Here is a 23,794-nt window from a genome sequence, read left to right on the forward strand (position 1 = left end):
ACTCCTGAGAGATAAGAAGCCGGGCCGTCTATTTGCCAGCCCGGCAGGTGTCGCTGACGCTTAACCTCTGGCGCGTTTCGCCGCCTGATGGCCCGCGAGGGTACCGAAGATAATGATATCGGCCACTGCGTTACCGCCGATGCGGTTACCGCCGTGGATGCCGCCAACCACTTCACCTGCGGCAAAAGCGCCCGCAATCGGCTGTTGACCGGCGTTCAATACCGCGGTTTCCGTATTGATGGTCACGCCACCCATCGTGTGGTGAACCCCCGGGGCGATGCGAATCGCATGGTACGGGCCTTCATTAATCGGCGCGCGCAGCGCGGTAGTGCGGCCAAAATCATCGTCATGCTGTTTTTCAACAAAGCCATTATAGCGTTCCAGCGTATTGAGGAAGGCATGGTAATCCATCCCCAGTTTCTCCGCCAGCTGGCGCGGCGAGCTGGCGCTGGTGACGAAACCTTTAGCAATGTACTCGTCGGCGGCTTTGTTTTTCGCCCGGACGTGCTCGTCAAAGATGATATAAGCGAAGTGCTCCGGCAGCGCGATAATCGCGGCGGAAACCTTATCGCGGGTCTCCATTTCGTTGAAGAAGCGGTTGCCCTGCTGGTTCACCAGAATCGCCCCGCCGCCGCGGATCGACTCGGAAATCAGATACGAGGTTTGCTGCTCGACGGTCGGGTGAATCTGGATTTCGCCCATATCCACCGTCCCGGCCCCGATGCGTTCAAGCAGCGCGATACCGCCGCCGGTCGCCCCTCGATGGTTGGTGGTCACGAAGCCGGCCAAATCCGGGCGGTATTTCACCACCATCGCGCTGTTGGCGCTGAAGCCGCCGGTAGCCACGACAATGCTCTTCGTCTGTACCACAACGGTTTCTTGTTCATCGTTAAGCAGGCGTACGCCGCTCACCTCATCGTCGGTCATCAGGATCTCTTCAACCGACGTATCCAGCAGGACATCGATCCCGCGTTTAGTGATATTACGCACCAGGCCGCTGATCAGGTAGCCGCCGACCGCCGACCCGTCGCGCGGACGGTGGGTGCGGTCGATGCTCATTCCGCCGGTAGTGGTGATATCGTTAAGCATAATGCCGCGACGCGCCAGCCACTCAATGGCTTCCGGCGCATTTTCCACGAAGCGGCGCAGCAGCTGCGGGTCGTTTTTGTTCTTACCGCCTTTCAGCGTTTCCTGGTAAAACAGCTCTTTGCTATCTTCAATACCTTTCACGCGCTGGAAGCGGGTCTCTGCGGCGTTCATCCCGGCTGAAGCTTTAATCGTGTTGCCGCCAATGGTCGGCATTTTTTCAACGATCAGCACGCTCGCGCCTTCATCGTGCGCCTGAATCGCCGCCGCCAGCCCGGCTCCGCCGCTGCCGACCACCACCACATCGTAGCTTTTCGGCGCCGCTTCGCCCGCGCCCTCTTCGGCGGCCAGCGCTTTACTGGACTTCAGCATCGCTTTGGACACCGCTTTTTTCACCGCTTCGCTCTGGCTGGTTGCGCCGGAAATCGCATCCACGTGCGGGGTATTAGCGCTGAGAATACGTTCGCGGATCTCTTCAAAGCTGGTGGTGAACTCGACGGTCTGCACCGGGCTTGCCGCCAGCTCGATATCGGCGATGCGGTCGTTTTCAAGGCTGACGTTGATAACCAGCTCGTTGGCGTCGTCCTGAACCGTTTCGACGAACATCCCCGGTTTGAATTTGGCGTCGCCCATGCTCATATCGCGGATCATTGCCTCCACCAGCGAGAAGCGCCACAGCGGTTCCGGGATGTTCAGAGCTTCACGCTGGGTGCTGTCAATAAACAATTCCAGCTCTTCGCCGGCGGCAATGCGCGCCGCCCAGTCAGGGTAAGCAATGCAGGCACGTCCCACCGCCATCAGATCATAGCCATGATCCAGCCCCTGCTCCGCATCGGCTGCGTTAACGACCCCGCCCACGCCCATCACCGGCACCTGAGCCAGGGTTTCAGAGCGCATGGCGCAATATTTTTCAATTAGCGGCGTGGGATCGGTGGTATCGACAATCGACGGGCGCAGCGTTGCGCCAACGGAGAAGTGGAGATAATCCACGCCGCGGGCGGCCAGCTTTTCCAGCAGATACAGGGTGTCATCAAAACGGATGCCCGGGACTTCCATCTCTTCCGGGGAGAAACGATAGCCGATGATAAAGGCATCGTCGGCGTACTGGCGGGCCATTTTATGAGTGATATCCAGCACTGCCAGCGGGAATTTCGCTCGATTGTCGCGGCTGCCGCCCCACTCGTCGTCGCGCTGGTTAGAGTTTGGCGAATAAAATTGCTGGATCAGATAGGTATTCGCGCCGTGAATTTCTACGCCATCGAACCCGGCCAGAATGGCGCGGCGCACGCCGTCGCCAAACTTCGCGATCATGCCTTCAACTTCATCACCGCTCAGCGCGCGCGGCGTCGCAGCGCCATCGCGCGGCGCGGCAATGGCGCTGGGCGCGACCGGCTGGCGTCCGCCGATAAGCTGCGGATCGACCATCCGGCCGCCGTGGTAAATCTGCAGAATCGCTTTTGAGCCTTCCGCTTTGATAGCGGCGGCGATTTTCGCCAGTCCGGCTATTTTTTCATCGTTATCGATGCCGATAGCGCCCGGGAACGCCAGGCCGTAATCATCGATAAAGCAGCATTCAACAATGATGGTGCCGATACTGCCGGCGCGAGCGCGATAGTACTCCACCAGTTCGCTGGTTACGGTTCCGTCAAAATAACCGGTACAGGTTGTCATCGGCGCCATTAACAGGCGGTTTTTAAGCTCGGTACCGTTCGGTAAAGTAAAAGGACGCAAAATTCGTGGATAACTGGTCATAATGACGCTCCAGATTATAAATATTAAAAATTGAGAATCAGGCGACGGAATTGTTTTTGCTTGTATTTAGTAATCCCTTAAGTCATGCCCATAATATAGCGCTTTTTTTAGTTACCAAAGATATTACGTTAGTTAAAAAACTATTTAATACCAGCAATAACACCAATACCTCCTTTGTATTATTAATTAAAAATAAATTATTCACAAAAACAGGACTAATCATAACAATCAGGAAACCATTGTTAACATGAGCCCCCACCAGGAAACCAATAAATAGACATATATTTCAACAAGATAAATTTTAATTACTTTATCGAGCTCAATTTATATTTAACATCTATCTATATTTCATACAAATAAACACCTCACTAAACAGGGTTATTAGAGATAATAAAAATTTGCTCAACAACCCGCTTTTTTTGATCTCAATCAATTGCAATACCGCATGAAAGCGCAATATATAAATAACCAATCTTTTTAATTTAGCGCCCAACAAAAAGCGTTAAATAATGGTCATCGGCATAACCAGAATCGACGATTAATAATTAAAGTAAGTTTTGCAACTAAAGAAATCGAAAGGTTGGTCGGTGACAAAACCCAATTTTTAACTACTTGCAGATACTCATTATGAAAGAGAAAAAGACAACCATACCGCCTGCCGGTGCAGCCCCCCAGGCTGCTTATAAACGTCTACTGATGATGGCGATGCCCATTATCGTTGCCGTCCTGCTGTTGTTCATCCCGGTGCCCGAGGGCCTGCCCCCTTACGCCTGGCACTACTTTGCCATTTTCGTCGGCGTCATCGTCGGTCTAATCTTTGAACCGCTGCCCGGCGCGGTCATCGGTATTACCGGCGTGGTGGTGATTGCCCTGTGCAGCCAGTGGCTGCTGTTCAGTCCTGAACAGCTCGCCGCACCCGGCTTTAAGCTTGCCGGCGCCTCCTTTAAATGGGCGGTGAGCGGTTTCGGTAACTCCACCGTGTGGCTGATCTTCGGCGCCTTTATGTTTGCCGCAGGCTACGATAAGACCCAGTTTGGCCGCCGTCTGGCGCTCATTCTGGTGAAATATCTTGGCCGCCGTAGCCTGACGCTGGGCTACGCCATCACCTTCGCCGATCTGCTACTGGCGCCGTTCACCCCCTCCAACACCGCGCGCAGCGGGGGGACCATCTACCCGATTATCGCTAACCTGCCGCCGCTTTATGGCTCAAAACCCAATGACCCAAGCGCGCGCCGCATCGGCTCCTACCTGATGTGGGTGGCGATCACCGCCGCCTGTATCACCAGCTCGATGTTTCTCTCAGCTCTGGCGCCGAACCTGCTGGCTCTGGCGCTGGTGAAAAGCATTGTTGGAATCAATATCTCCTGGGGCACCTGGTTTATCGCTTTCCTGCCGCTGGGTATCCTGCTGATTCTGGCAATGCCGCTGCTGGCCTACTGGTTCTATCCGCCAGAAGTCAAAGTCAACGATGAAGTGCCGCTGTGGGCCGCCCGCGAGCTGGAAAAACTTGGCCGCCTGTCGCGCAATGAAATCCTGCTGCTGGTCTTCGTCTGCTTCGCGCTGATGATGTGGATCTTCGCCGCCGAGTGGATTGAACCGGCGCTGGCCGCCCTGCTGGTTATCGTACTGATGCTATGGACCGGCGTACTCTCATGGAACGATATCACCAGTAATAAAGCGGCATGGAATACCTTCGCCTGGTTTGCGACCCTGGTGGCGCTGGCCGACGGTCTCTCTTCCACCGGCTTTATCGCCTGGCTGGGTAAAGAAGGCGGCGCGCTAATGAGCGGCATCTCTCCGGGCGTGGCTACCGTTATCCTCCTGCTGGCGTTCTATCTGCTGCACTATCTGTTTGCCAGTACCACCGCCCACACCACCGCGCTGCTGCCGGCGATGCTGACTATCGCCTCCACCATCCCGGGTATGAACATGCAGGTCTTCGTGCTGCTGATGGTGACCTCGCTCGGCGTGATGGGGATTATTACCCCCTACGGTACCGGCCCCAGCCCGATTTACTACGGCAGCGGCTATCTGCCGACCAAAGACTACTGGCGTCTTGGTACGATTTTCGGCGCCATCTTCCTGGCTGCCCTGCTGCTGATTGGCTATCCGTGGATGTCCATGATGTTCTGATTCATAACCGTCGGGGCCAACTCCGGCGGTTTTACTCTTAGGGAGCAAAGCAATGTCGACTAAACCTTTTGTCTATCAGGAAACCTTTCCGTTAGCGCAAGATAAGACTGAATACTATCTGCTGAGCAAGGATCACGTTTCCGTGACCGAGTTCGAAGGCCAGGAGATCCTCAAAATCGATCCTCAGGCCCTCACTCTGCTGGCGCAGCAGGCCTTCCACGATGCGGCATTTATGCTGCGGGTGGATCATCAGAAACAGGTCGCGCAAATCCTTCTCGACCCTGAAGCCAGCGACAACGATAAATACGTGGCGCTGCAGTTTCTGCGCAATTCTGAAATCGCGGCGAAAGGCGTGCTGCCCACCTGCCAGGATACCGGTACGGCGATTATTATGGGCAAGAAAGGCCAGCGCGTATGGACCGGCGGCGGCGATGAGGCGGCCCTCACCCGCGGCGTCTATAACACCTATACCGAAGACAACCTGCGCTATTCGCAGAACGCCGCGCTGGATATGTATAAAGAGGTCAACACCGGCACCAATCTTCCGGCGCAGATTGATCTCTATAGCGTTGACGGCGACGAATATAAATTCCTCTGTATGGCCAAAGGCGGCGGCTCGGCCAACAAAACCTATCTGTATCAGGAAACCAAGGCGTTAATCACCCCAGCGAAGCTGAAAAACTATCTCGTCGAGAAAATGCGCACGCTCGGCACGGCCGCCTGTCCACCGTACCATATTGCCTTTGTGATTGGCGGCACCTCGGCAGAGGCCACGCTGAAAACCGTTAAGCTGGCCTCAACGAAGTATTACGACGGCCTGCCGACCGAAGGCAACGAGCACGGCCAGGCCTTCCGCGATATTCAGCTGGAAAATGAGCTGCAGCTCGCAGCTCAAAACCTCGGCCTCGGTGCGCAGTTCGGCGGTAAATATTTCGCTCACGATATTCGCGTCATCCGCCTGCCGCGCCACGGCGCGTCGTGCCCGGTGGGCATGGGCGTCTCCTGTTCAGCGGATCGCAATATCAAAGCCAAAATCAACCGCCACGGTATCTGGATTGAGAAACTGGAGAGCAATCCGGGCCAGTATATTCCTGAACACCTGCGCCAGCAGGGTGAAGGCAGGGTCGTCAGCATTAACCTTAATCAGCCGATGAGCGAAATTCTGGCCCAGCTTTCCGCCCACCCGGTTTCAACGCGCCTGACGCTCAACGGCACCATTATCGTGGCCCGCGATATCGCCCACGCGAAGCTGAAAGAGCTTATCGATAACGGTGAAGAATTGCCGCAGTACGTCAAGGATCATCCGATTTACTACGCGGGCCCGGCGAAAACTCCGGAAGGCTATGCGTCAGGCTCCGTTGGCCCGACTACCGCTGGCCGTATGGATTCCTACGTTGATCTGCTGCAATCCCACGGCGCAAGCATGGTCATGCTGGCCAAAGGCAACCGCAGCCAGCAGGTGACCGACGCCTGCCGCAAGCACGGCGGTTTTTACCTCGGCAGCATCGGCGGCCCGGCTGCGGTACTGGCGCAGCAGAGTATTAAGAGCCTGGAGTGCGTGGCCTGGCCGGAACTGGGTATGGAAGCCATCTGGAAAATCGAAGTGGAAAACTTCCCGGCATTTATTCTGGTGGATGACAAAGGCAACGATTTCTTCCAGCAGATCCAGAATAAGCAGTGCGCGGGCTGTTCACAGCAAAGAGGGTGATATTACCCGCCCCTGGCGGCGGGTCACTGTCGAAGGCCGTCGCGTGACGGCCTGAGATGAGCGACAAACCTGCCGGGTGGCGGCTAAACAGCATTCATCTCATCAAACACCTGCTGCGCCAGATGCATCGTCGCGTTGGCTGCGGGCAGGCCGCAGTAAAGCGCGGAGTGCATAATTAACTCTTTTAACTCATCGCGGGTAACACCGTTATTAAACGCCGCCCGCAGATGCATTTTCAGCTCAGCCTCGCGATTCAGGGCAATCAGCATGGCGATGGTAATCATACTGCGGGTATGGTGATCGAGCCCCGGTCGGGTCCAGGTTTCTCCCCAGGCGTAGCGGGTAATGAAGTCCTGGAACTCTTCATTCAGCGGCGTCAGCTTTTGCAGCGTCTTATCGACATGCGTATCGCCAAGCACCTTGCGACGAACTGTCATTCCCTGCTGATAACGCTGTTTATCGTCCATGCTGTTGTTCCCCCTCAATAAAGCCCAGCAGCGCCGAGCTGAACGCCCGCGGCGCTTCGATATTCGATAAATGCGATGCCGCCAGCACCACTACCTCAGAGGTCGCGATCTGCTGATGCAGAAAGTTCGCATCGGCCACTGTAGTGACAGGGTCACTTTCACCGGCAACGATCAGCACCGGAACGGCAATCTGCCCGACCTCAGCGCGCAGATCGGCGGCGGCCAGCGCTTCACAGCAGACCGCATAGCCTTCCGCATCGATATGGGTCAACTGGTGACAGAGCGCTGCCACCACTTCCGGCGTCTTCTGACGAAACGCGTGGGTAAACCAGCGATCCGCCGCGCCTGCGGCCACCACTTCCATACCTTCCTGACGCACCGCGCGGGCGCGCGACAGCCAGCTTGCCTGGTCACCAATACGCGCGGCGGTGTTGGCGACGACCAGCCCGTAAAAACGTTCCGGAGCAAAGCGTCCCAGCCACAGACCGGTCAGACCGCCCATGGAAATTCCGCAAAACCAGGCTTTGGCAATATTAAGATGATCGAGCAGCGCAACCACATCTTCGCCGAGCTGCGCCAGCGTCACTTTACCATTTTTACGCGTGGCGCCATGACCGTGGGTATCGTAGCGCAGCACGCGAAAATGCTGCGTCAACGCCTCGATCTGCGGCTGCCACATCGCCCGGGTGGTGCCCAGCGAGTTAGAGAGAACGATGACCGGCGCGTCTTGCGGCCCGTCAATCTGATAATCAACATTCAAGACGTTGCTCCTTATATCGCGCCACAACCTGGCGCACGAAGAGTGCTGAGCTGCCGGTCGCCGTTGCCGGGTCCAGCAGTTGGGTTAAGCGGCTGGCGGAAAGATGCTCGCTGACCAGCGGATCGTTTTCCAGCACGCTCAGCAATGAGCGAGACGTATCCAGCGCCTGACGACACAGCGCTTCAACCCGGTGATGGGCCTCGGCTTTACCGATAAATTCCGCCAGCGCCAGGGTAACGGCCTCAGCCATAATCAGGCCGTGGGTCATCTCAAGGTCGGCGCGCATCTTGTGCGCGAAGACCTGCATGTCGCTGACCAGCGCCTCGCTCTGCGCCAGCGCGCCGCCGACGAGGGTGATGAGCTCCGGCAGCGTTTCCCATTCCGCCTGCCAGCCGCCCAACGCCCGCTCATGCTGCTGGATCTGGCCAGCATACAGCGTCGCCACCAGGCCCGGCGTTCGCTGAGCGGCGGTCAAAATAGCGGCGCAGGAGATCGGGTTACGTTTGTGCGGCATGGTTGACGAACCGCCGCGCCCTTCGGCAACCGGTTCACCCACCTCTGCCACTTCGGTTTGCATCAGTAGAGAAAAATCATTCGCGAATTTACCCAGCGTACCGCAGACGCCTGCGTACCATGCCCCGACTTCCAGCAGCCGGTCGCGCTGGCTGTGCCAGGGCGCGTCCGGAAGCTGCAGGTCGAGCGCTTTCGCCAGCGCGACGGCGATCGGCGGCGCCTGCGTTTTTAGGGAATCCAGGGTGCCCGCTGCGCCGCCAAACTGCAGCGCCAGCACCCTTGCCCGCATCTCTCGCAGACGCACCTGCCAGCGCAGCAGCGCATCCAGCGTCCCGGCAAGCTTGAGGCCGAAAGTGACCGGCAGCGCATGCTGCATCCATGTACGGCCAGGCATCACCGTATCCTGATGGCGCTCCGCCTGACGAGCTAAGGCGTCGAGCAGACGCTGTAACAGAGATTCCGTTTCCGCCAGCGCGCCGCGCAGCTGTAGAATAAAACCGGTATCGATAGCATCCTGGCTGGTGGCCCCCCAGTGTACGTAGCGCGCTGCCGCCTCATTCCGCTCTTTGACCCGAGCGGTCAGCTGTTTGACCAGCGGGATCGCCAGATTCCCGGCGCTGGCGGCGGCCTGCCCCAGCGCGGAAAAGTCGATTTTTTCGTGCCGGCAGCTCTCGATGATGGGATTGAGCGCCGTCTGCGGCACGAGGCCGCATTCGACCTCGGCGCGAACCAGAGCGGCCTCAAAGTCCAGCATCCCCTGCACCCGCTGTACATCGCTGAACCAGTCTGTCAGCGGGCTGGTACGCAGCATCGGGGTCAACAAACTCATTATGGCTCCTTAAACGCGTTCAATTATCAGCGCGATCCCCTGACCAACGCCGATACACATAGTGCATAGCGCATAGCGCCCGCCGGTACGACGCAGTTGATACGCTGCGGTCATTGCCAGACGACCGCCGGAGGCGCCCAGCGGATGACCGAGGGCAATCGCGCCGCCGTTAGGATTGACGTGCGCCGCATCGTCGGGCAAACCCAGATCGCGCGTGACCGCCAGCGCCTGAGCGGCAAAGGCTTCATTCAGTTCAATGACGTCCATCTGCCCAAGCGTTAACCCGGTTTGCGCCAGCACTTTACGCACCGCCGGCGCCGGACCAAATCCCATAATTCGCGGCGCAACGCCTGCCGTCGCGACGCCCACTACGCGCGCCAGCGGCTGTAAATCATTGGCGGTCAGCGCCTGCTCGCTGGCTAACAGCAGCGCACAGGCGCCGTCGTTAACTCCGGAGGCGTTGCCTGCCGTCACCGTACCGTCGGCGCGCACCACGCCGCGCAGCCTGGCCAGCGCCTCCGCCGTGGTGCTGCGCGGGTGCTCGTCGCGGCTAAAGAGTAGCGGTTCACCCTTACGCTGCGGCACCGAGACGGCGATCAGCTCGTCGGCAAATCGCCCCGCTTCCTGCGCCGCCGCCGTGCGCAGCTGGCTGCGCAGCGCAAACGCATCCTGATCGGCACGAGAAATGGCGAAATCACCGGCCACGTTTTCCGCCGTTTCCGGCATCGAATCCACGCCGTACAGCGCTTTCATCTGCGGGTTGATAAAGCGCCAGCCGATGGTGGTATCTTCCATCTGCATCGTGCGGCTAAAGGCGCTTTCGGCCTTGCCCATCACAAACGGCGCCCGCGACATGCTCTCCACGCCGCCGGCGACCATCAGCTGAGTTTCGCCGCTTTTAATCGCGCGCGCTGCGATGCCGATCGCATCGAGGCTGGAACCGCACAGGCGATTGACGGTACTGCCCGGCACGCTTTCCGGCAAGCCAGCCAGCAGCAGCGCCATCCGCGCGACGTTGCGGTTATCTTCACCCGCCTGGTTAGCGCAGCCATAAATCACATCATCAATGCGCGCCGGATCGAGGCCCGGGTTGCGCTCCAGCAGCGCCTTGAGCGGCAGTGCCGCCAGATCGTCGGCGCGTACGGTGGCAAGAGTACCGCCAAAGCGACCAAACGGCGTACGCACCGCATCACAGATAAATGCCTGATTCATCATAGGTTCCTTACGCGCTTTCCGCCAGTTGTGCAAAAGTCAGCGTCACCGGAGTGATGCGCTGCAGTTCCTCAAAAGAGAGGCCGTTAAAGATTTCCCGTACCACCGGGCCGCTTTCGCTGATATCGATGACCGCCAGATCGGTATAGATGCGGCTTACGCAGCCGACGCCGGTCAGCGGATAGGTGCAGTGCTCTACCAGCTTGCATTCACCGTCGCGGGTCAGATGATCCATCATCACGAAGACCTGACGAGCGCCAATGGCCAGATCCATCGCCCCGCCAACGGCAGGTATCGCGTCGGGCGCGCCGGTACTCCAGTTCGCCAGATCGCCGCTGGCGGAGACCTGGTAAGCGCCGAGTACGCAGATATCGAGATGACCGCCGCGCATCATGGCGAAGGAGTCGCCGTGATGGAAATAGCAGCCCCCCTCAAGCAAAGTCACATACTCTTTTCCGGCGTTAATCAGCTCCGGGTCCTCTTCCCCCGGTAGCGGTTTCGGCCCCATCCCCAGCAGGCCATTTTCGCTGTGCAGAAAGATTTCTTTATCAGCGGGAAGATAGTTAGCAATGCGGGTAGGCAAGCCGATCCCCAGATTGACATAAGCGCCTTCAGGTATATCGCGAGCCACGCGCTGGGCCATCTCATCGCGAGTCAGTTTTTGCATAACGGGGTCCTCAGGCGCTTTTAGCGGCAATCAGGTTTTCCAGGGAGAAGACGCGCTGAACAAAAATGCCCGGGGTAATGATGCTCTCCGGGTCAAGGCTACCGAGGGGCACCAGCTGCGAGACTTCCACGATAGTGGTTTTCGCGGCGGTCGCCATAATCGGGCCGAAGTTGCGCGCCGCCTTGCGGTATACCAGGTTTCCCCAGCGATCGCCTTGATGGGCTTTGATCAACGCAAAGTCGGCCTTGATAGGATATTCGAGCACATAGTGACGCCCCTCTATCTCGCGAGTCTCTTTCCCTTCCGCCAGCGGTGTACCGTAGCCGGTTGGAGTGAAAACCGCGCCGAGGCCCGCCCCTGCCGCCTGAATACGCGCCGCGAGGTTCCCCTGCGGTACCAGCTCCAGCTCGACTTTGCCGCGGCGATAGAGGTCATCGAAAATCTGCGAGTCAACCTGCCGAGGGAACGAGCAGATCATTTTGCGCACCCGCCCGGCTTTCAGCAGCGCCGCCAGTCCCACTTCGCCATTGCCCGCATTGTTGTTGATAATGGTTAAATCGCGGGCCCCCTGTTCTATCAAGGCATCTATCAGGTACGTTGGCTGGCCGGCGGGGCCAAAACCGCCAATCATAATCGTCGCCCCGTCGTGGATCCCGGCGATGGCATCACTTAGCGTCGACACGCTTTTATCAATCATCAGGTCGCTCCCGTATGTGCGGTAATCGCACTTTTATTCGTTGTTCGCACAAAATGTGACCCGCTTAACGATGCTGGTCAAGGGCGATAATCGAAATATGGTGCGATAATCGAACATCGTGTATGTTTAGCGAAAGAATGTGATCGACGGCAAATTGGGAGAGGAAAATGGAGAAACATCCAGACGATTTATTGACCGGCGATAGCGAGCCGTTTAAGGGCGATCCCAACTTCATGGCCTCGCTGGCGCGCGGGCTGGAAGTGATCCAGGCGTTCACTCCGCAGCGCCCGCTGCTCTCTATTTCGCAAATCAGTCAAAAAACCGGCATTCCGCGCGCGGCGGTACGTCGCTGTCTGTATACGCTAAGCAAGCTGGGGTTTGTGTACGCCGAAGATGGTAAAAATTTCCAGCTGCGGCCGAAAATTCTGGCGCTGGGCCACGCCTGGCTGGCCTCCACGCCGCTCGCGCGCTCGGCGCAGCCGGTACTCAAGCATTTAAGCGAAATGCTCAATGAATCCTGCTCTATCGCCACCCTCGACGGCGACGATATTCTTTATATCGCCCGCGCCTCCAGCTCGCGAATTATGACCATCGACCTGGACATCGGCAGCCGCCTGCCGGCATGGGCAACGTCAATGGGGCGCGTGCTCCTGAGCTATCAGCCGGAAGAGAAGCTGAACGATATGCTGGGTCGGGTTACGATGATTCGCTACACCCCGCAAACCGTTGATTCGGTCGCCAGGCTGCGCGCTGAGCTCAAACGCGTACGTCAGCAGGGTTATGCGCTCAACGATCAGGAGCTGGAGATGGGGCTGCGCTCGCTGGCGGTACCGCTGTTTAATCCCCAGGGCCAGATTCAGGCGGCGCTGAACGTCGGGGTGCACGCCGGACAGGTTTCCGCCCAGGAGATGCTCGAACGCGTATTACCCGAGCTCCAGAAGGCAGCCCGGGAATTAACGCTGCTGATGCGCTAGCGGCTGCGCTTGGCGTGGCGCTCCCGGTTCTCCAGCTTAGCCTCGGGCGATTTTCGTAGCGCCACGTAGCAGGCGCCGCTGCCGCCGTGGTGCGGTAGCGCCGCGCAGAACGCCTGGACTTCCGGTAGCTCCACCAGCCAGCGCGACAGGTAGCTACGGATAATATTGGCGTGCGCGTTGTCGTCGCGCCCTTTGCCATGAACGATCAGCAGATTCCGCAGCCCCTCTTTTTGCGCCTGAACCACAAAAGCAAATAACATCTGTCGGCACTTTTCCACCGGCTGACGCAGCAGATTAAGGCTCGCCTGCTGGCCATATTTGCCGCGCCGGAGCTTCTCCAGCACGCCGCTTTGCAGCCCTTCGCGTTTAAACTCCAGCGCGGTGGCCAGCGGCACGATATCGAGATAACCGGTGGTCAAAAAGTTATCCAGCTGCAGGGTGTCAACCCGCTGTACGGCGCGGGTTTTCCGCTCGGGATGCCAGTGAACATCGTTGTTGCGTTTCAGAGGCTGAACGTCCTCCATGGCGCCAAGAAATAGGGATTTGTCGTCAAGGTTCATGCGCGTTCCTCCAGCTACTACCGGGAGGGTACTATAGCCGCCTCACGACGCCTCCTCAACGCGTTTAGCCATTTATGCTGGCAAATCGGAGGCCCGAGGCGATTAGGGAAACAGTTGACGACTTTGGCGACGAAACAGGGTGATTAATGATGCCGTCAAAGGCGTTTGCCGCATATCGCGGCGCTGAATCAGATAGTAGGTGGCTTTGGGTAATGCTTCGCAGATGGGGATCATCACCAGCTTATCCGCCATCATCGGGTCGTTACCCAGTTCTACCGGCAGAATGCTGAGAAAATCGCTTTTCACCACCAGACTGATGCACGAAGAGAAAGTCTCGCAAACGATATCCACTTTCGGCACCAGTCCGGCCTGGTTAAACATTTCCTGTAACTGTTTGAAATAGCTGCCACGCGGCGTCGGCATCGTCCAGTGATGTTCGAGCAACGCCTTGAGTGAAGTCGCTTTTGCCGCCGGGTGACCGGCGCGGGCGAATACCGCAAAGGGTTTCTCAAATAGCTTCTCAAAACTGAATTCATGATCGTACGGACCGGGATAGTAAGTATTGATAGTGAAGTCCAGCTCACCCTGCCGCAGTTCATTAATCATCGCCAGCAGCTGACCTTCCATAATCCGCACCTTCACCAGCGGATGCTGCTGATGAAAACGGCAAATGACCGAAGGCATCAGCGATCGCGCTACGCTGGCGCCAAGGCCGATATTAATCTGCCCGGCCTTTTCTCCCTGGCGCTGCAGCAACTCATCCTGCGCCGCCCGTAGCTCTTCCAGAATCAGGCTCGCATGTTGATAAAAGCTTTCGCCGTTTTCAGTCAGCGCCACCCCTTGGCTACGGCGCACAAACAGCTGTGCGGAGAGCCCTTCTTCCAGCTCTTTAATCGCTTTAGTTAACGCCGGCTGCGAAATCGCCAACGCCCGACTGGCGCCGCGAATACTGCCTTCACGCGCGACCTCAACAAAGGCGCGAATCTGATGAAATTTAATCTGAAATGACATATCGCAAGTGATAACCAATGTTTATCAGACAGAAGAAAATGACATCTACTGTAATCGATCATGCTGTGGCAGGTTAAGGGTGAGTATGCATGAAAGGGCATAGCGATAAGCAAACGCTATCACTTCGTGAACACTATCACAGTTTTTGATTATGACAGGAAAGGTTATGCCGCAACTTAATGAATTCATCCGCCAGCTGGCGCCAAAAATGATCGAATGGCGTCGCGATTTTCACCTGCATGCGGAATCCGGCTGGCTGGAGTTCCGCACCGCCAGCAAGGTGGCGGAGATATTAGACGCTCTGGGTTATCAGCTGGCGCTGGGGCGCGACGTTATCGATGCCGATAGCCGTATGGGTCTGCCTGATGAAGAGACGCTGGCGCAGGCGTTCCAGCGCGCTCGCGCCCAGGGTGCGCCGGAGCGCTGGCTACCAGCGTTTGAAGGCGGCTTCGCCGGGGTGGTAGCGACGCTCGACACCGGGCGGCCCGGGCCGACTTTGGCGTTTCGCGTCGATATGGATGCGCTCGATCTCAACGAGCAGCACGACGATAATCATCGTCCGCATCGCGATCGTTTTGCCTCCTGCAACGAAGGCATGATGCATGCCTGCGGCCACGACGGTCATACCGCAATCGGCCTGGGGCTGGCGCACGTGCTCAAGGAATATGCCGCGCAGCTCAACGGGACGATTAAGCTGATTTTCCAGCCGGCAGAAGAAGGTACCCGCGGCGCTCGCGCCATGGTGGCGGCGGGCGTACTTGATGACGTGGACTACTTCACCGCCATTCATATCGGTACCGGCGTCCCTGCCGGCACCGTCGTTTGCGGCGGCGATAACTTTATGGCCACCACCAAATTCGATGTGCAGTTCAGCGGCGTCGCCGCCCACGCTGGCGGTAAACCTGAAGATGGACGTAATGCGCTGCTGGCTGCGGCTCAAGCCGCCCTAGCCCTGCATGCCATCGCGCCACATAGCGCCGGGGCATCAAGGGTTAACGTCGGCGTCATGCAGGCCGGTACCGGGCGTAACGTAGTTCCCTCCTCCGCGCTATTAAAAGTCGAAACCCGGGGCGAAACCGACGCTATTAACCAGTACGTATTTGAGCGGGCTAAGCAGGCTATCGCCGGCGCGGCGACGATGTATGCAGCCAGCTACCAGCTGCACCTGATGGGCGCGGCCACCTCCAGCGCCCCGTCGCCGGCGTGGGTGGACTATCTGCGTCAACAGACAGCGCAGGTCCCCGGCGTTAAGCAGGCCGTCGATCGTATCGCTGCCCCGGCGGGTTCCGAAGATGCCACCCTGATGATGGCCCGGGTCCAGGAGCGCGGCGGTCTCGCCTCATACATGATATTCGGCACGGAACTGAGCGCTGGCCACCACAACGAAAAATTTGATTTCGACGAAAGCGTAATGACCCAGGCCGTCGCCACGTTAGCGCGCATCGCCCTGAACTTTCCCTGGCAGCGAGGTGTGTAATGGAACAGGTTTATCAATTTGTCGATGACATTATTGAGGGGCGGCGCAACGATTTTTGCGCCATTGCCGATGATATCTGGGATCATCCGGAAACCCGCTTTCAGGAGTTCTGGTCCGCCGCGCGTTTGGCCGATGCGCTGGAAGCGGAAGGTTTTCAATTGACCCGCAATGCGGGCGGGATCCCCAACGCCTTTATCGCCAGCTTTGGTGAAGGCCAACCGGTAATTGCCCTGCTCGGCGAATTTGACGCCCTGGCGGGGCTCAGCCAGCAGGCTTACTGCGCAGCGCCCGCATCTCCAACGCCGGGGGAAAACGGCCACGGGTGCGGGCATAACCTGCTTGGTACGGCGGCTTTCGCCGCGGCGGTCGCCGCCAGGAACTGGCTGCTGCAACAAGGCGGCGTCGGCACGCTTCGTTTCTACGGATGTCCCGGCGAGGAAGGCGGTTCCGGGAAGACCTTTATGGTCCGCGAGGGGTTATTCGATGACATCGACGCCGCCCTGACCTGGCACCCGGAAGCCTGGGCCGGGATGTTCAGCACCAGTACCCTTGCCAACATTCAGGCGGCATGGCGGTTTACCGGCACCGCGGCGCACGCGGCAAACTCTCCGCATCTTGGCCGCAGCGCGCTGGATGCCGTGACGCTGATGACCACCGGCAGCAACTTCCTTAACGAGCATATTATCGAAAAGGCGCGGGTGCACTACGCCATCACCGATACCGGCGGCGTCTCTCCTAACGTTGTTCAGGCGCAGGCGGAAGTGCTGTATCTCATTCGCGCCCCGGAAATGGCCGACGCACAGCAAATCTTCGCCCGGATCGAAAAAATCGCCCAGGGCGCCGCGCTGATGACCGAGACCAGCGTCAGCTGTCGCTTCGAAAAAGCCTGTTCCAGCTATCTCCCCAACCGCACCCTGGAAGCGGCGATGTATCAGGCGGTATGCCATTACGGCACGCCGCACTGGAGCGAGGAAGAGCGCGCTTTCGCCGCCGAAATTCGCGCGACCTTAAGCGCTAACGATATTCATAACAGCCTGAAAAACATTGCCGATACCAGCGGAGACGAGGGGAAAGCATTCGCCCGCCGCCACCGCGAGACGATCCTTATCGATGAAGTGGCGCCGTGGGCGGCTACCGATAACATCCTTGCGGGCTCTACCGACGTCGGCGACGTAAGCTGGAAAGCTCCCGTAGCCCAATGCTTCAGCCCCTGCTTTGCCGTCGGGACGCCGCTGCATACCTGGCAACTGGTGAGCCAGGGCAGAACCTCCATCGCTCACAAAGGAATGCTTCTGGCGGGGAAAATACTGGCTGCAACGGCCATTCGTTTGTTCAGCGACAGGTCGCTACTGACTACCAGTCAGCAGGAACTGGCACAGGTTTTAGCCGAAAGGCCCTACCGGTGTCCGATCCCGCAGGACGTTAAGCCTTCGATTTTAAAATAATAAAAGACCTCCGGATGGAGTACAGCAACGCGTTAAGCGCAAAAAAAACAACTGCTGACACGCCCTGGGGTTAAGAGACAAACAACACAACAACGACAACTGAGGAACGCCCATGAGTATGTCATCCATACCGTCGCCTTCCCCCACCGGTAAGCTCTATGGCTGGGTTGAAAAAATTGGTAATAAGGTCCCGCATCCGTTTTTACTGTTTATCTATCTGATCGTAGTATTAATGGCCGCCACCGCCATCCTGTCGGCGCTGAACGTCAGCGTCCAGAACCCCACCGACGGCTCGCGAGTGGTGGTGAAAAATCTGCTCAGCATTGAAGGATTACATTGGTTTTTGCCGAACGTGATTAAAAACTTCAGCGGTTTCGCGCCGCTGGGAGCCATTCTGGCTCTGGTTCTGGGGGCTGGATTTGCTGAACGAGTGGGCCTGCTGCCTTCGCTGATGGCAAAAATGTCATCACACGTTAGCGCCCGTTACGCCAGCTATATGGTGCTGTTTATCGCCTTCTTTAGCCATATCTCTTCCGATGCCGCGCTGGTGATTATGCCGCCGTTAGGCGCCCTGATGTTCCTCGCCGTCGGCCGCCACCCGGTTGCCGGGCTGCTGGCGGCAATCGCCGGGGTCGGCTGCGGCTTCACGGCCAACCTGCTCATCGTCACCACCGATGTTCTGCTCTCAGGAATCAGTACCGAAGCGGCCAAAACCCTTGACGCCTCGCTGCACGTCAGCGTGATCGATAACTGGTACTTTATGGCAACTTCGGTGATCGTTCTCACTCTGGTCGGTGGATTGATTACCGATAAGCTGGTCGAGCCGCGCTTAGGTCAATGGCAAGGCAAAAGCGATGAAACGCTGCAATCGTTAACGCCAGAACAGCGCTTCGGCCTGCGCGTGGCCGGTATTGCCGCGCTGTTATTCATGGCGGTTATCGCGCTGATGGTCGTGCCGGAAAACGGTATTTTGCGTGACCCCGTTAAGCATACCGTGATGCCTTCGCCATTTATAAAAGGGATCGTCCCGCTCATCATCTTTTTCTTCTTCGTCGTCTCACTGGCTTACGGCATTGCCACCGGCAAAATTCGCCGCCAGGCCGATCTGCCTCCGCTGATGATTGAACCCATGAAAGAGATGGCAGGTTTTATCGTGATGGTCTTCCCGCTGGCCCAGTTCGTCGCCATGTTTAACTGGAGCAATATGGGAAAATTTATGGCCGTCGGTTTAACGGACCTGCTGGAGAGCGCGGGAATGAGCGGCGTGCCGGCGTTCGTCGGCCTGGCGCTGCTATCCGCCTTTTTGTGTATGTTCATCGCCAGCGGTTCGGCAATCTGGTCGATTCTGGCGCCGATTTTCGTGCCGATGTTTATGCTGCTGGGCTTTCATCCGGCTTTCGCGCAGATTCTGTTTCGTATTGCCGACTCATCGGTGCTGCCGCTGGCGCCGGTATCGCCGTTTGTGCCGCTATTTCTCGGCTTCTTACAGCGCTACCGGCCCGAGGCTAAACTGGGAACCTACTACTCGCTGGTCTTGCCTTATCCACTCATTTTCCTTGTCGTCTGGCTACTGTTGCTGGTGGTCTGGTATCTCGCGGGACTCCCTATCGGACCGGGTATTTATCCGCGGTTGCCTTAACGTCGCCAAAGGCCAGGGAAGGCCGCCAAACGTTAGCGCCAGGTCGTGCGGTTACGGATAACTTTATACAGGCCCTCAATCGCCAAAGAGATCAGATGAATTGCTAAGCCGCTGATAATCACTACTACAACGCCAGTCATCATATATTGCATATCACCACCTTTGTTGAAAAAACAGCGAAGAAACGCCAGGAAATATGGCCTCAAAGAATGCCAGTCAATTCATAAAGAGTACCGGCGCCTGCCGGTAAATAGCCCTCTCTGTACAGGAAAATTCGCCGCCGGATAACATCGCATTGCCCGCGCGCCAGTTAGTGAATACCGCAATAAACATCGCTTTACTCACATCATAATTAATAGTCCATGTTGACCCTCTCTGTTGACCTTTTCGGGGTATAGTTTGCCAACCTCGCCTCATGCTATGGTGATGACCTGTCAAACTAACCTCGATGAAGGATTACCGATGCTGACGCTGCTACAAGATAAAATTGACACCCCGCTGGGGCCGCTCTGGGTGATTTGCGATGAGCAATTCAACCTGCGGGCCGTTGAGTGGGATCAGCATCGCGATCGCATGGAGCAACTGCTGGATGTTCATTATCGGCATGAAGGTTACCAACGGGTAGATTCCCGCAATCCCGGTAACCTGAGCAGTAAGCTCAGTGATTATTTCGCGGGCGATCTCGCCATTATTGATACGCTTCCTACCGCTACCGCAGGCACCCCTTTTCAACGGGAAGTCTGGAAAACGCTGCGCACTATCCCCTGCGGTCAGGTCATGCATTACGGTCAACTGGCGGAGGCGCTGGGTCGACCGGGCGCAGCGCGCGCCGTGGGCGCTGCTAATGGTTCAAATCCGGTCAGCATAGTGGTGCCCTGCCATCGGGTGATCGGACGCAACGGAACCATGACCGGCTATGCCGGAGGCGTGCAGCGAAAAGAGTGGTTATTGCGCCATGAGGGGTATCTGCTTCTTTGACCGTAAGTGCCTTTTTGGAAGCTTCCGGTAACTTTACAATCCAAATTAGCCAGATAACCTATTAATAATCAAATGGATAACTAACAAAATGGATTTACCCTCTTAATATTACGTGTTTCAGAGGTTCGAGGCTTACCTGCTCACCAAAAAGATGTTAAAATTGACCAATATCAATTAAAGCCTGAGCAGACTTATGATCCCGGAAAAGCGAATTATACGACGCATTCAGTCTGGCGGTTGTGCAATCCATTGCCAGGATTGCAGCATTAGCCAGCTTTGCATCCCTTTTACTCTGAACGAGCATGAGCTTGATCAGCTTGATAACATTATCGAGCGGAAAAAGCCTATCCAGAAAGGACAGACCTTGTTCAAAGCCGGTGATGAGCTGAAATCGCTGTATGCAATTCGTTCTGGCACCATTAAAAGCTACACCATTACCGAACAGGGTGATGAGCAGATCACCGGTTTCCATCTGGCGGGCGATCTGGTCGGCTTTGACGCTATCGGCACCGGCCACCACCCGAGCTTTGCCCAGGCGCTGGAAACCTCAATGGTCTGCGAAATTCCGTTCGAAACGCTCGACGACCTATCCGGCAAGATGCCGAATCTGCGTCAGCAGATGATGCGTCTGATGAGCGGTGAGATCAAAGGCGATCAGGATATGATCCTGCTGCTTTCTAAAAAGAACGCAGAAGAGCGCCTGGCGGCCTTCATCTACAACCTGTCCCGCCGTTTTGCACAGCGTGGTTTCTCCCCGCGTGAGTTCCGCCTCACCATGACGCGCGGCGATATCGGCAACTATCTGGGCCTGACGGTTGAAACCATCAGCCGCCTGCTGGGTCGTTTCCAGAAAAGCGGTATGCTGGCGGTTAAAGGAAAATACATCACCATCGAAAACAGCGACCTGCTGGCGCAGCTTGCTGGTCAGGCCCGCAACGTCGCCTGATAGTTCCTTCCTATCCGGCCAGATCGCGAATTTTTTTCTCATTTGTTGATCTGGCCAGGCTTATCCCCTGTTTCATTTCATCCATATAGGTTATCTTTTTAATTACAGACTGTAGTTACAGTTGTAAGGAGACCCTGTATGGCGAAGTATCAGAACATGCTGGTAGTAATCGACCCCAATCAGGACGACCAGCCTGCATTGCGGCGTGCGGTGTATCTGCACCAACGGATTGGTGGACGCATCAAAGCCTTTTTGCCGATCTATGATTTTTCCTATGAAATGACCACCCTGCTCTCCCCGGACGAGCGTACCGCTATGCGCCAGGGCGTAATCGGGCAGCGTACCGCCTGGATTCGCGAGCAGGCCAAATTTTATATTGAGTCCGGCGTACCCATTGACATCAAAGTGGTGTGGCATAACCGCCCCTTCGAAGCCATTATTCAGGAAATCATAAGCGAGAAGCATGATTTGGTTCTGAAGATGGCGCACCAGCACGACAAGCTGGAAGCGGTGATTTTCACGCCTACGGACTGGCATCTGCTGCGCAAATGTCCGTGCCCGGTCTGGATGGTTAAAGATCAGCCGTGGCCGGAAGGCGGCAAAGCGCTGGTGGCGGTTAATCTCGCCAGTGAAGAGAACTACCACAACGCGCTCAATGAAAAGCTGGTAAGAGAAACCATTGAGCTGGCGGAACAGGTTAACCATACTGAGGTCCATCTGGTGGGCGCCTATCCGGTTACGCCTATCAATATTGCCATTGAGCTACCGGATTTTGACCCCAGCGTCTACAACGACGCCATACGCGGCCAGCACCTGTTGGCCATGAAAGCGCTGCGGCAGAAATTCGGCATCGATGAAAACCGTACTCATGTTGAAAAAGGGTTACCTGAAGAGGTCATTCCAGACCTGTCGGAGCATCTCCAGGCGGGGATCGTGGTGCTGGGTACGATTGGCCGTACCGGGCTTTCAGCGGCCTTCCTCGGCAATACCGCTGAACAGGTTATCGACCACCTGCGCTGCGATCTGCTGGCGCTGAAACCGGATCAGTATCAGACGCCGGTTGAGCTTGATGACGAAGAAGACGATTAACCAGCGCCGTTTATCGCTGTCATAACAATCATCCCCTGCCCGCGCGGGGGATTTTTTTGCCATGTCGATAGCAAAAATAAAGGGCCTCATGGCCCTTATTTCAACAGCTATATCGGTAACGAAAACGTTAGTGGATACCTAAACGCCAGGCGTGATCGATCTCTTCTTTAAGCTCCATGGATGAGAGCGCCATCAAATCAGCAAACTCAAGTTCCAGTAGTTTCAGCTTTTTCAGATACTGCGCGGGGGTTAGTGCAGCGGGGTCACGACGCAGAAATTCGATAGCCAGTTGCGTGGGGGTTAACTCGGTATCCATAATATCCTCAGTTTGGGTGAAAAACAGGCGTATTATATCACTCTGAACTGATGATTTTATGAGCAAATCATGGCTTCGCTGGCTATATAAAAAAGCCGTCTCAGAAGAGACGGCTTAAGAAGCACAGGTTTTAAAAGACCTGACTCTACAGCGCTTTCAGAATCGCATCAACGCTGGCTTTGGCATCGCCAAACAGCATGTGGGTGTTCTCTTTGAAGAACAGCGGGTTCTGTACGCCAGCATAGCCGGTGTTCATTGAACGCTTGAATACAATCACGTTCTGCGCTTTCCACACTTCCAGTACCGGCATACCGGCGATTGGGCTGCCCGGATCGTCCTGCGCCGCCGGGTTAACGGTATCGTTAGCGCCGATAACCAGCACGGTGTCAGTGTCGGAGAAATCATCGTTGATCTCGTCCATTTCCAGCACGATGTCATACGGGACTTTCGCTTCCGCCAGCAGGACGTTCATATGGCCCGGCAGACGTCCGGCGACCGGATGAATACCAAACCGGACTTTGATTCCGCGCGCGCGCAGTCGTTCGGTGATTTCCGCTACCGGATACTGGGCCTGCGCAACCGCCATGCCGTAGCCCGGAGTGATAATGACCGACTGGGAACTTTTCAGCATCTCAGCGGTTTCTTCAGCGCTGATTTCGCGATGCTCGCCCACTTCTTCATCTCCTGTGGACGCCGTACCGTCAGAACCAAAACCACCGGCAATAACGCTGAAGAACGAACGGTTCATCGCCTTACACATGATATAAGACAGAATCGCACCGGAAGAACCCACCAGCGCACCGGTGACAATCAGCAGGTCGTTGCTGAGCATAAAGCCCGCCGCCGCCGCCGCCCAACCGGAGTAGGAGTTCAGCATTGACACCACCACCGGCATATCCGCGCCGCCAATGGAGGCCACAAGGTGCCAGCCAAAGGCCAGCGCGATGACGGTCATCACCAGCAGGCACAGCACCTGCATGCCAATGCTGTCGGTACGCACGAAGACGATCAGCAGCAGGAAGGATACGACCAGCGCCGCCAGGTTCAGCTTGTGGCGGTTCGGCAGCATCAGCGGCTTAGAGGACATCTTGCCGCACAGCTTGCCAAAGGCAACCACGGAACCCGTAAAGGTGACCGCACCGATGAAGATGCCGAGAAACACTTCGGTCAGATGAATATTGACCAGAATCTGTTCCATACCGGTTTCGTGCTGCAGATAGCTGTTAAAGCCAACCAGCACCGCCGCCAGGCCAACGAAGCTGTGCAGAATCGCCACCAGCTCCGGCATCTCGGTCATTTCGACTTTCTTCGCCAGACGAATACCGATAGCGCCGCCGATGACCATCGCCAGCAAGATCCACGCGACGTTGCTGCTGTCCGGCCCCAGAATGGTCGCCACCAGCGCAATCGCCATCCCGGCAATACCGTAGTAGTTGCCCTGCTGGGAGGTTTCGTGTTTGGAAAGCCCCGCCAGGCTAAAAATAAACAGAATCGCGGCAACAATGTATGCAGCTGTAACTAATCCACCAGACATT

20 protein-coding genes are annotated in these 23,794 nt (G+C 56.8%); 9 read left to right on the top strand and 11 right to left on the bottom strand.

What is annotated here, in order from left to right; translation table 11 throughout:
- Positions 1–60 precede the first annotated feature (60 nt).
- A complete protein-coding gene (locus ACSIPU_RS02870; RefSeq protein WP_049591900.1) occupies positions 61–2,838 on the bottom strand; it encodes a flavocytochrome c in 2,778 nt (925 codons plus the stop codon).
- Positions 2,839–3,465: 627 nt separating this feature from the next.
- On the opposite strand from ACSIPU_RS02870, the gene ACSIPU_RS02875 reads away from it, so the two are divergent.
- Both ACSIPU_RS02875 and fumA read left to right on the top strand, forming a co-directional pair.
- Positions 3,466–4,971, top strand: coding sequence for an anion permease (locus ACSIPU_RS02875; RefSeq protein WP_004102542.1), 1,506 nt, complete (start codon positions 3,466–3,468; stop codon positions 4,969–4,971).
- A 52-nt stretch (positions 4,972–5,023) separates the two neighbouring features.
- On the top strand, positions 5,024–6,679 hold the full coding sequence (fumA, locus tag ACSIPU_RS02880) for a class I fumarate hydratase FumA (RefSeq protein ID WP_435321572.1): 1,656 nt from the start codon (positions 5,024–5,026) through the stop codon (positions 6,677–6,679).
- 83 nt (positions 6,680–6,762) lie between these two features.
- Here fumA and pcaC read toward each other — a convergent pair whose 3' ends face one another.
- From pcaC to ACSIPU_RS02910, 6 genes are read right to left on the bottom strand one after another with little or no spacing between them, the layout of a single operon-like run.
- Positions 6,763–7,146, bottom strand: coding sequence for a 4-carboxymuconolactone decarboxylase (pcaC, locus tag ACSIPU_RS02885; RefSeq protein WP_004102546.1), 384 nt, complete (start codon positions 7,144–7,146; stop codon positions 6,763–6,765).
- Positions 7,136–7,906, bottom strand: a complete 771-nt coding sequence (gene pcaD / locus ACSIPU_RS02890; protein WP_004102547.1) for a 3-oxoadipate enol-lactonase — start codon at positions 7,904–7,906, stop codon at positions 7,136–7,138. The genes pcaC and pcaD overlap by 11 nt, the downstream gene beginning before the upstream one ends.
- Entirely contained in the window at positions 7,896–9,248 is a 1,353-nt protein-coding gene (locus ACSIPU_RS02895; protein ID WP_024274259.1) for a 3-carboxy-cis,cis-muconate cycloisomerase, read from the bottom strand. Before ACSIPU_RS02895 ends, pcaD begins: the two co-directional genes overlap by 11 nt.
- A gap of 9 nt (positions 9,249–9,257) precedes the next feature.
- Positions 9,258–10,460, bottom strand: coding sequence for a 3-oxoadipyl-CoA thiolase (pcaF, locus tag ACSIPU_RS02900; protein ID WP_004102552.1), 1,203 nt, complete (start codon positions 10,458–10,460; stop codon positions 9,258–9,260).
- A gap of 10 nt (positions 10,461–10,470) precedes the next feature.
- Positions 10,471–11,127 (bottom strand): 3-oxoacid CoA-transferase subunit B, encoded by a 657-nt coding sequence (locus ACSIPU_RS02905; protein ID WP_004102554.1) that lies wholly within the window; start codon positions 11,125–11,127, stop codon positions 10,471–10,473.
- A gap of 10 nt (positions 11,128–11,137) precedes the next feature.
- A complete protein-coding gene (locus ACSIPU_RS02910; protein WP_196557526.1) occupies positions 11,138–11,824 on the bottom strand; it encodes a 3-oxoacid CoA-transferase subunit A in 687 nt (228 codons plus the stop codon).
- A 167-nt stretch (positions 11,825–11,991) separates the two neighbouring features.
- Between ACSIPU_RS02910 and ACSIPU_RS02915 the strand changes: the two genes are divergently transcribed.
- Positions 11,992–12,798: an IclR family transcriptional regulator domain-containing protein gene (locus ACSIPU_RS02915; RefSeq protein WP_004102558.1), complete on the top strand. Its 807-nt coding sequence runs from the start codon at positions 11,992–11,994 to the stop codon at positions 12,796–12,798.
- On the opposite strand, the gene smrA is transcribed toward ACSIPU_RS02915, so the two are convergent.
- Positions 12,795–13,358, bottom strand: coding sequence for a DNA endonuclease SmrA (gene smrA / locus ACSIPU_RS02920; protein WP_024274261.1), 564 nt, complete (start codon positions 13,356–13,358; stop codon positions 12,795–12,797). The genes ACSIPU_RS02915 and smrA overlap by 4 nt on opposite strands.
- A 102-nt stretch (positions 13,359–13,460) precedes the next feature.
- The gene (locus ACSIPU_RS02925; protein ID WP_196557525.1) at positions 13,461–14,369 is read right to left on the bottom strand and encodes a LysR family transcriptional regulator; all 909 of its coding nucleotides are present in this window, start codon (positions 14,367–14,369) and stop codon (positions 13,461–13,463) included.
- A 166-nt stretch (positions 14,370–14,535) separates the two neighbouring features.
- On the opposite strand from ACSIPU_RS02925, the gene ACSIPU_RS02930 reads away from it, so the two are divergent.
- The 6 genes from ACSIPU_RS02930 to uspE all read left to right on the top strand — a co-directional run bounded on the left by ACSIPU_RS02930 (position 14,536) and on the right by uspE (position 21,943).
- Positions 14,536–15,846 carry a M20 family metallo-hydrolase gene (locus tag ACSIPU_RS02930; RefSeq protein WP_017145762.1) on the top strand — a complete coding sequence of 437 codons (1,311 nt, stop codon included), beginning with the start codon at positions 14,536–14,538 and terminating at the stop codon, positions 15,844–15,846.
- Complete coding sequence (locus ACSIPU_RS02935) at positions 15,846–17,291, top strand: M20 family metallopeptidase (RefSeq protein WP_004102564.1); 1,446 nt, start codon at positions 15,846–15,848, stop codon at positions 17,289–17,291. The genes ACSIPU_RS02930 and ACSIPU_RS02935 overlap by 1 nt, the downstream gene beginning before the upstream one ends.
- Before the next feature lie 112 nt (positions 17,292–17,403).
- On the top strand, positions 17,404–18,930 hold the full coding sequence (gene abgT, locus ACSIPU_RS02940) for a p-aminobenzoyl-glutamate transporter (RefSeq protein ID WP_016810122.1): 1,527 nt from the start codon (positions 17,404–17,406) through the stop codon (positions 18,928–18,930).
- 462 nt (positions 18,931–19,392) lie between these two features.
- Positions 19,393–19,908 (top strand): methylated-DNA--[protein]-cysteine S-methyltransferase, encoded by a 516-nt coding sequence (gene ogt / locus ACSIPU_RS02945; RefSeq protein WP_004113396.1) that lies wholly within the window; start codon positions 19,393–19,395, stop codon positions 19,906–19,908.
- A gap of 193 nt (positions 19,909–20,101) precedes the next feature.
- Complete coding sequence (gene fnr / locus ACSIPU_RS02950; protein WP_004102577.1) at positions 20,102–20,854, top strand: fumarate/nitrate reduction transcriptional regulator Fnr; 753 nt, start codon at positions 20,102–20,104, stop codon at positions 20,852–20,854.
- A gap of 138 nt (positions 20,855–20,992) precedes the next feature.
- The gene (gene uspE, locus ACSIPU_RS02955; RefSeq protein WP_004102579.1) at positions 20,993–21,943 is read left to right on the top strand and encodes a universal stress protein UspE; all 951 of its coding nucleotides are present in this window, start codon (positions 20,993–20,995) and stop codon (positions 21,941–21,943) included.
- A gap of 127 nt (positions 21,944–22,070) precedes the next feature.
- On the opposite strand, the gene ACSIPU_RS02960 is transcribed toward uspE, so the two are convergent.
- The gene (locus ACSIPU_RS02960; protein WP_004102581.1) at positions 22,071–22,259 is read right to left on the bottom strand and encodes a YdiH family protein; all 189 of its coding nucleotides are present in this window, start codon (positions 22,257–22,259) and stop codon (positions 22,071–22,073) included.
- A 145-nt stretch (positions 22,260–22,404) separates the two neighbouring features.
- Positions 22,405–23,793, bottom strand: a complete 1,389-nt coding sequence (pntB, locus tag ACSIPU_RS02965; protein WP_004102583.1) for a Re/Si-specific NAD(P)(+) transhydrogenase subunit beta — start codon at positions 23,791–23,793, stop codon at positions 22,405–22,407.
- Position 23,794 lies beyond the last annotated feature (1 nt).

Source organism: Klebsiella sp. HN106, assembly GCF_051209435.1.
GTDB lineage: Bacteria > Pseudomonadota > Gammaproteobacteria > Enterobacterales > Enterobacteriaceae > Klebsiella > Klebsiella oxytoca.

Excerpts from the sequence above, each read along its gene's own strand:
- ACSIPU_RS02870 (WP_049591900.1), bottom strand. The coding sequence starts at position 2,838 with ATGACCAGTTATCCACGAATTTTGCGTCCTTTTACTTTACCGAACGGT.
- ACSIPU_RS02875 (WP_004102542.1), top strand. The coding sequence starts at position 3,466 with ATGAAAGAGAAAAAGACAACCATACCGCCTGCCGGTGCAGCCCCCCAG.
- fumA (WP_435321572.1), top strand. The coding sequence starts at position 5,024 with ATGTCGACTAAACCTTTTGTCTATCAGGAAACCTTTCCGTTAGCGCAA.
- pcaC (WP_004102546.1), bottom strand. The coding sequence starts at position 7,146 with ATGGACGATAAACAGCGTTATCAGCAGGGAATGACAGTTCGTCGCAAG.
- ACSIPU_RS02895 (WP_024274259.1), bottom strand. The coding sequence starts at position 9,248 with ATGAGTTTGTTGACCCCGATGCTGCGTACCAGCCCGCTGACAGACTGG.
- pcaF (WP_004102552.1), bottom strand. The coding sequence starts at position 10,460 with ATGAATCAGGCATTTATCTGTGATGCGGTGCGTACGCCGTTTGGTCGC.
- ACSIPU_RS02905 (WP_004102554.1), bottom strand. The coding sequence starts at position 11,127 with ATGCAAAAACTGACTCGCGATGAGATGGCCCAGCGCGTGGCTCGCGAT.
- ACSIPU_RS02910 (WP_196557526.1), bottom strand. The coding sequence starts at position 11,824 with ATGATTGATAAAAGCGTGTCGACGCTAAGTGATGCCATCGCCGGGATC.
- ACSIPU_RS02915 (WP_004102558.1), top strand. The coding sequence starts at position 11,992 with ATGGAGAAACATCCAGACGATTTATTGACCGGCGATAGCGAGCCGTTT.
- smrA (WP_024274261.1), bottom strand. The coding sequence starts at position 13,358 with ATGAACCTTGACGACAAATCCCTATTTCTTGGCGCCATGGAGGACGTT.
- ACSIPU_RS02925 (WP_196557525.1), bottom strand. The coding sequence starts at position 14,369 with ATGTCATTTCAGATTAAATTTCATCAGATTCGCGCCTTTGTTGAGGTC.
- ACSIPU_RS02930 (WP_017145762.1), top strand. The coding sequence starts at position 14,536 with ATGCCGCAACTTAATGAATTCATCCGCCAGCTGGCGCCAAAAATGATC.
- ACSIPU_RS02935 (WP_004102564.1), top strand. The coding sequence starts at position 15,846 with ATGGAACAGGTTTATCAATTTGTCGATGACATTATTGAGGGGCGGCGC.
- abgT (WP_016810122.1), top strand. The coding sequence starts at position 17,404 with ATGAGTATGTCATCCATACCGTCGCCTTCCCCCACCGGTAAGCTCTAT.
- ogt (WP_004113396.1), top strand. The coding sequence starts at position 19,393 with ATGCTGACGCTGCTACAAGATAAAATTGACACCCCGCTGGGGCCGCTC.
- fnr (WP_004102577.1), top strand. The coding sequence starts at position 20,102 with ATGATCCCGGAAAAGCGAATTATACGACGCATTCAGTCTGGCGGTTGT.
- uspE (WP_004102579.1), top strand. The coding sequence starts at position 20,993 with ATGGCGAAGTATCAGAACATGCTGGTAGTAATCGACCCCAATCAGGAC.
- ACSIPU_RS02960 (WP_004102581.1), bottom strand. The coding sequence starts at position 22,259 with ATGGATACCGAGTTAACCCCCACGCAACTGGCTATCGAATTTCTGCGT.
- pntB (WP_004102583.1), bottom strand. The coding sequence starts at position 23,793 with ATGTCTGGTGGATTAGTTACAGCTGCATACATTGTTGCCGCGATTCTG.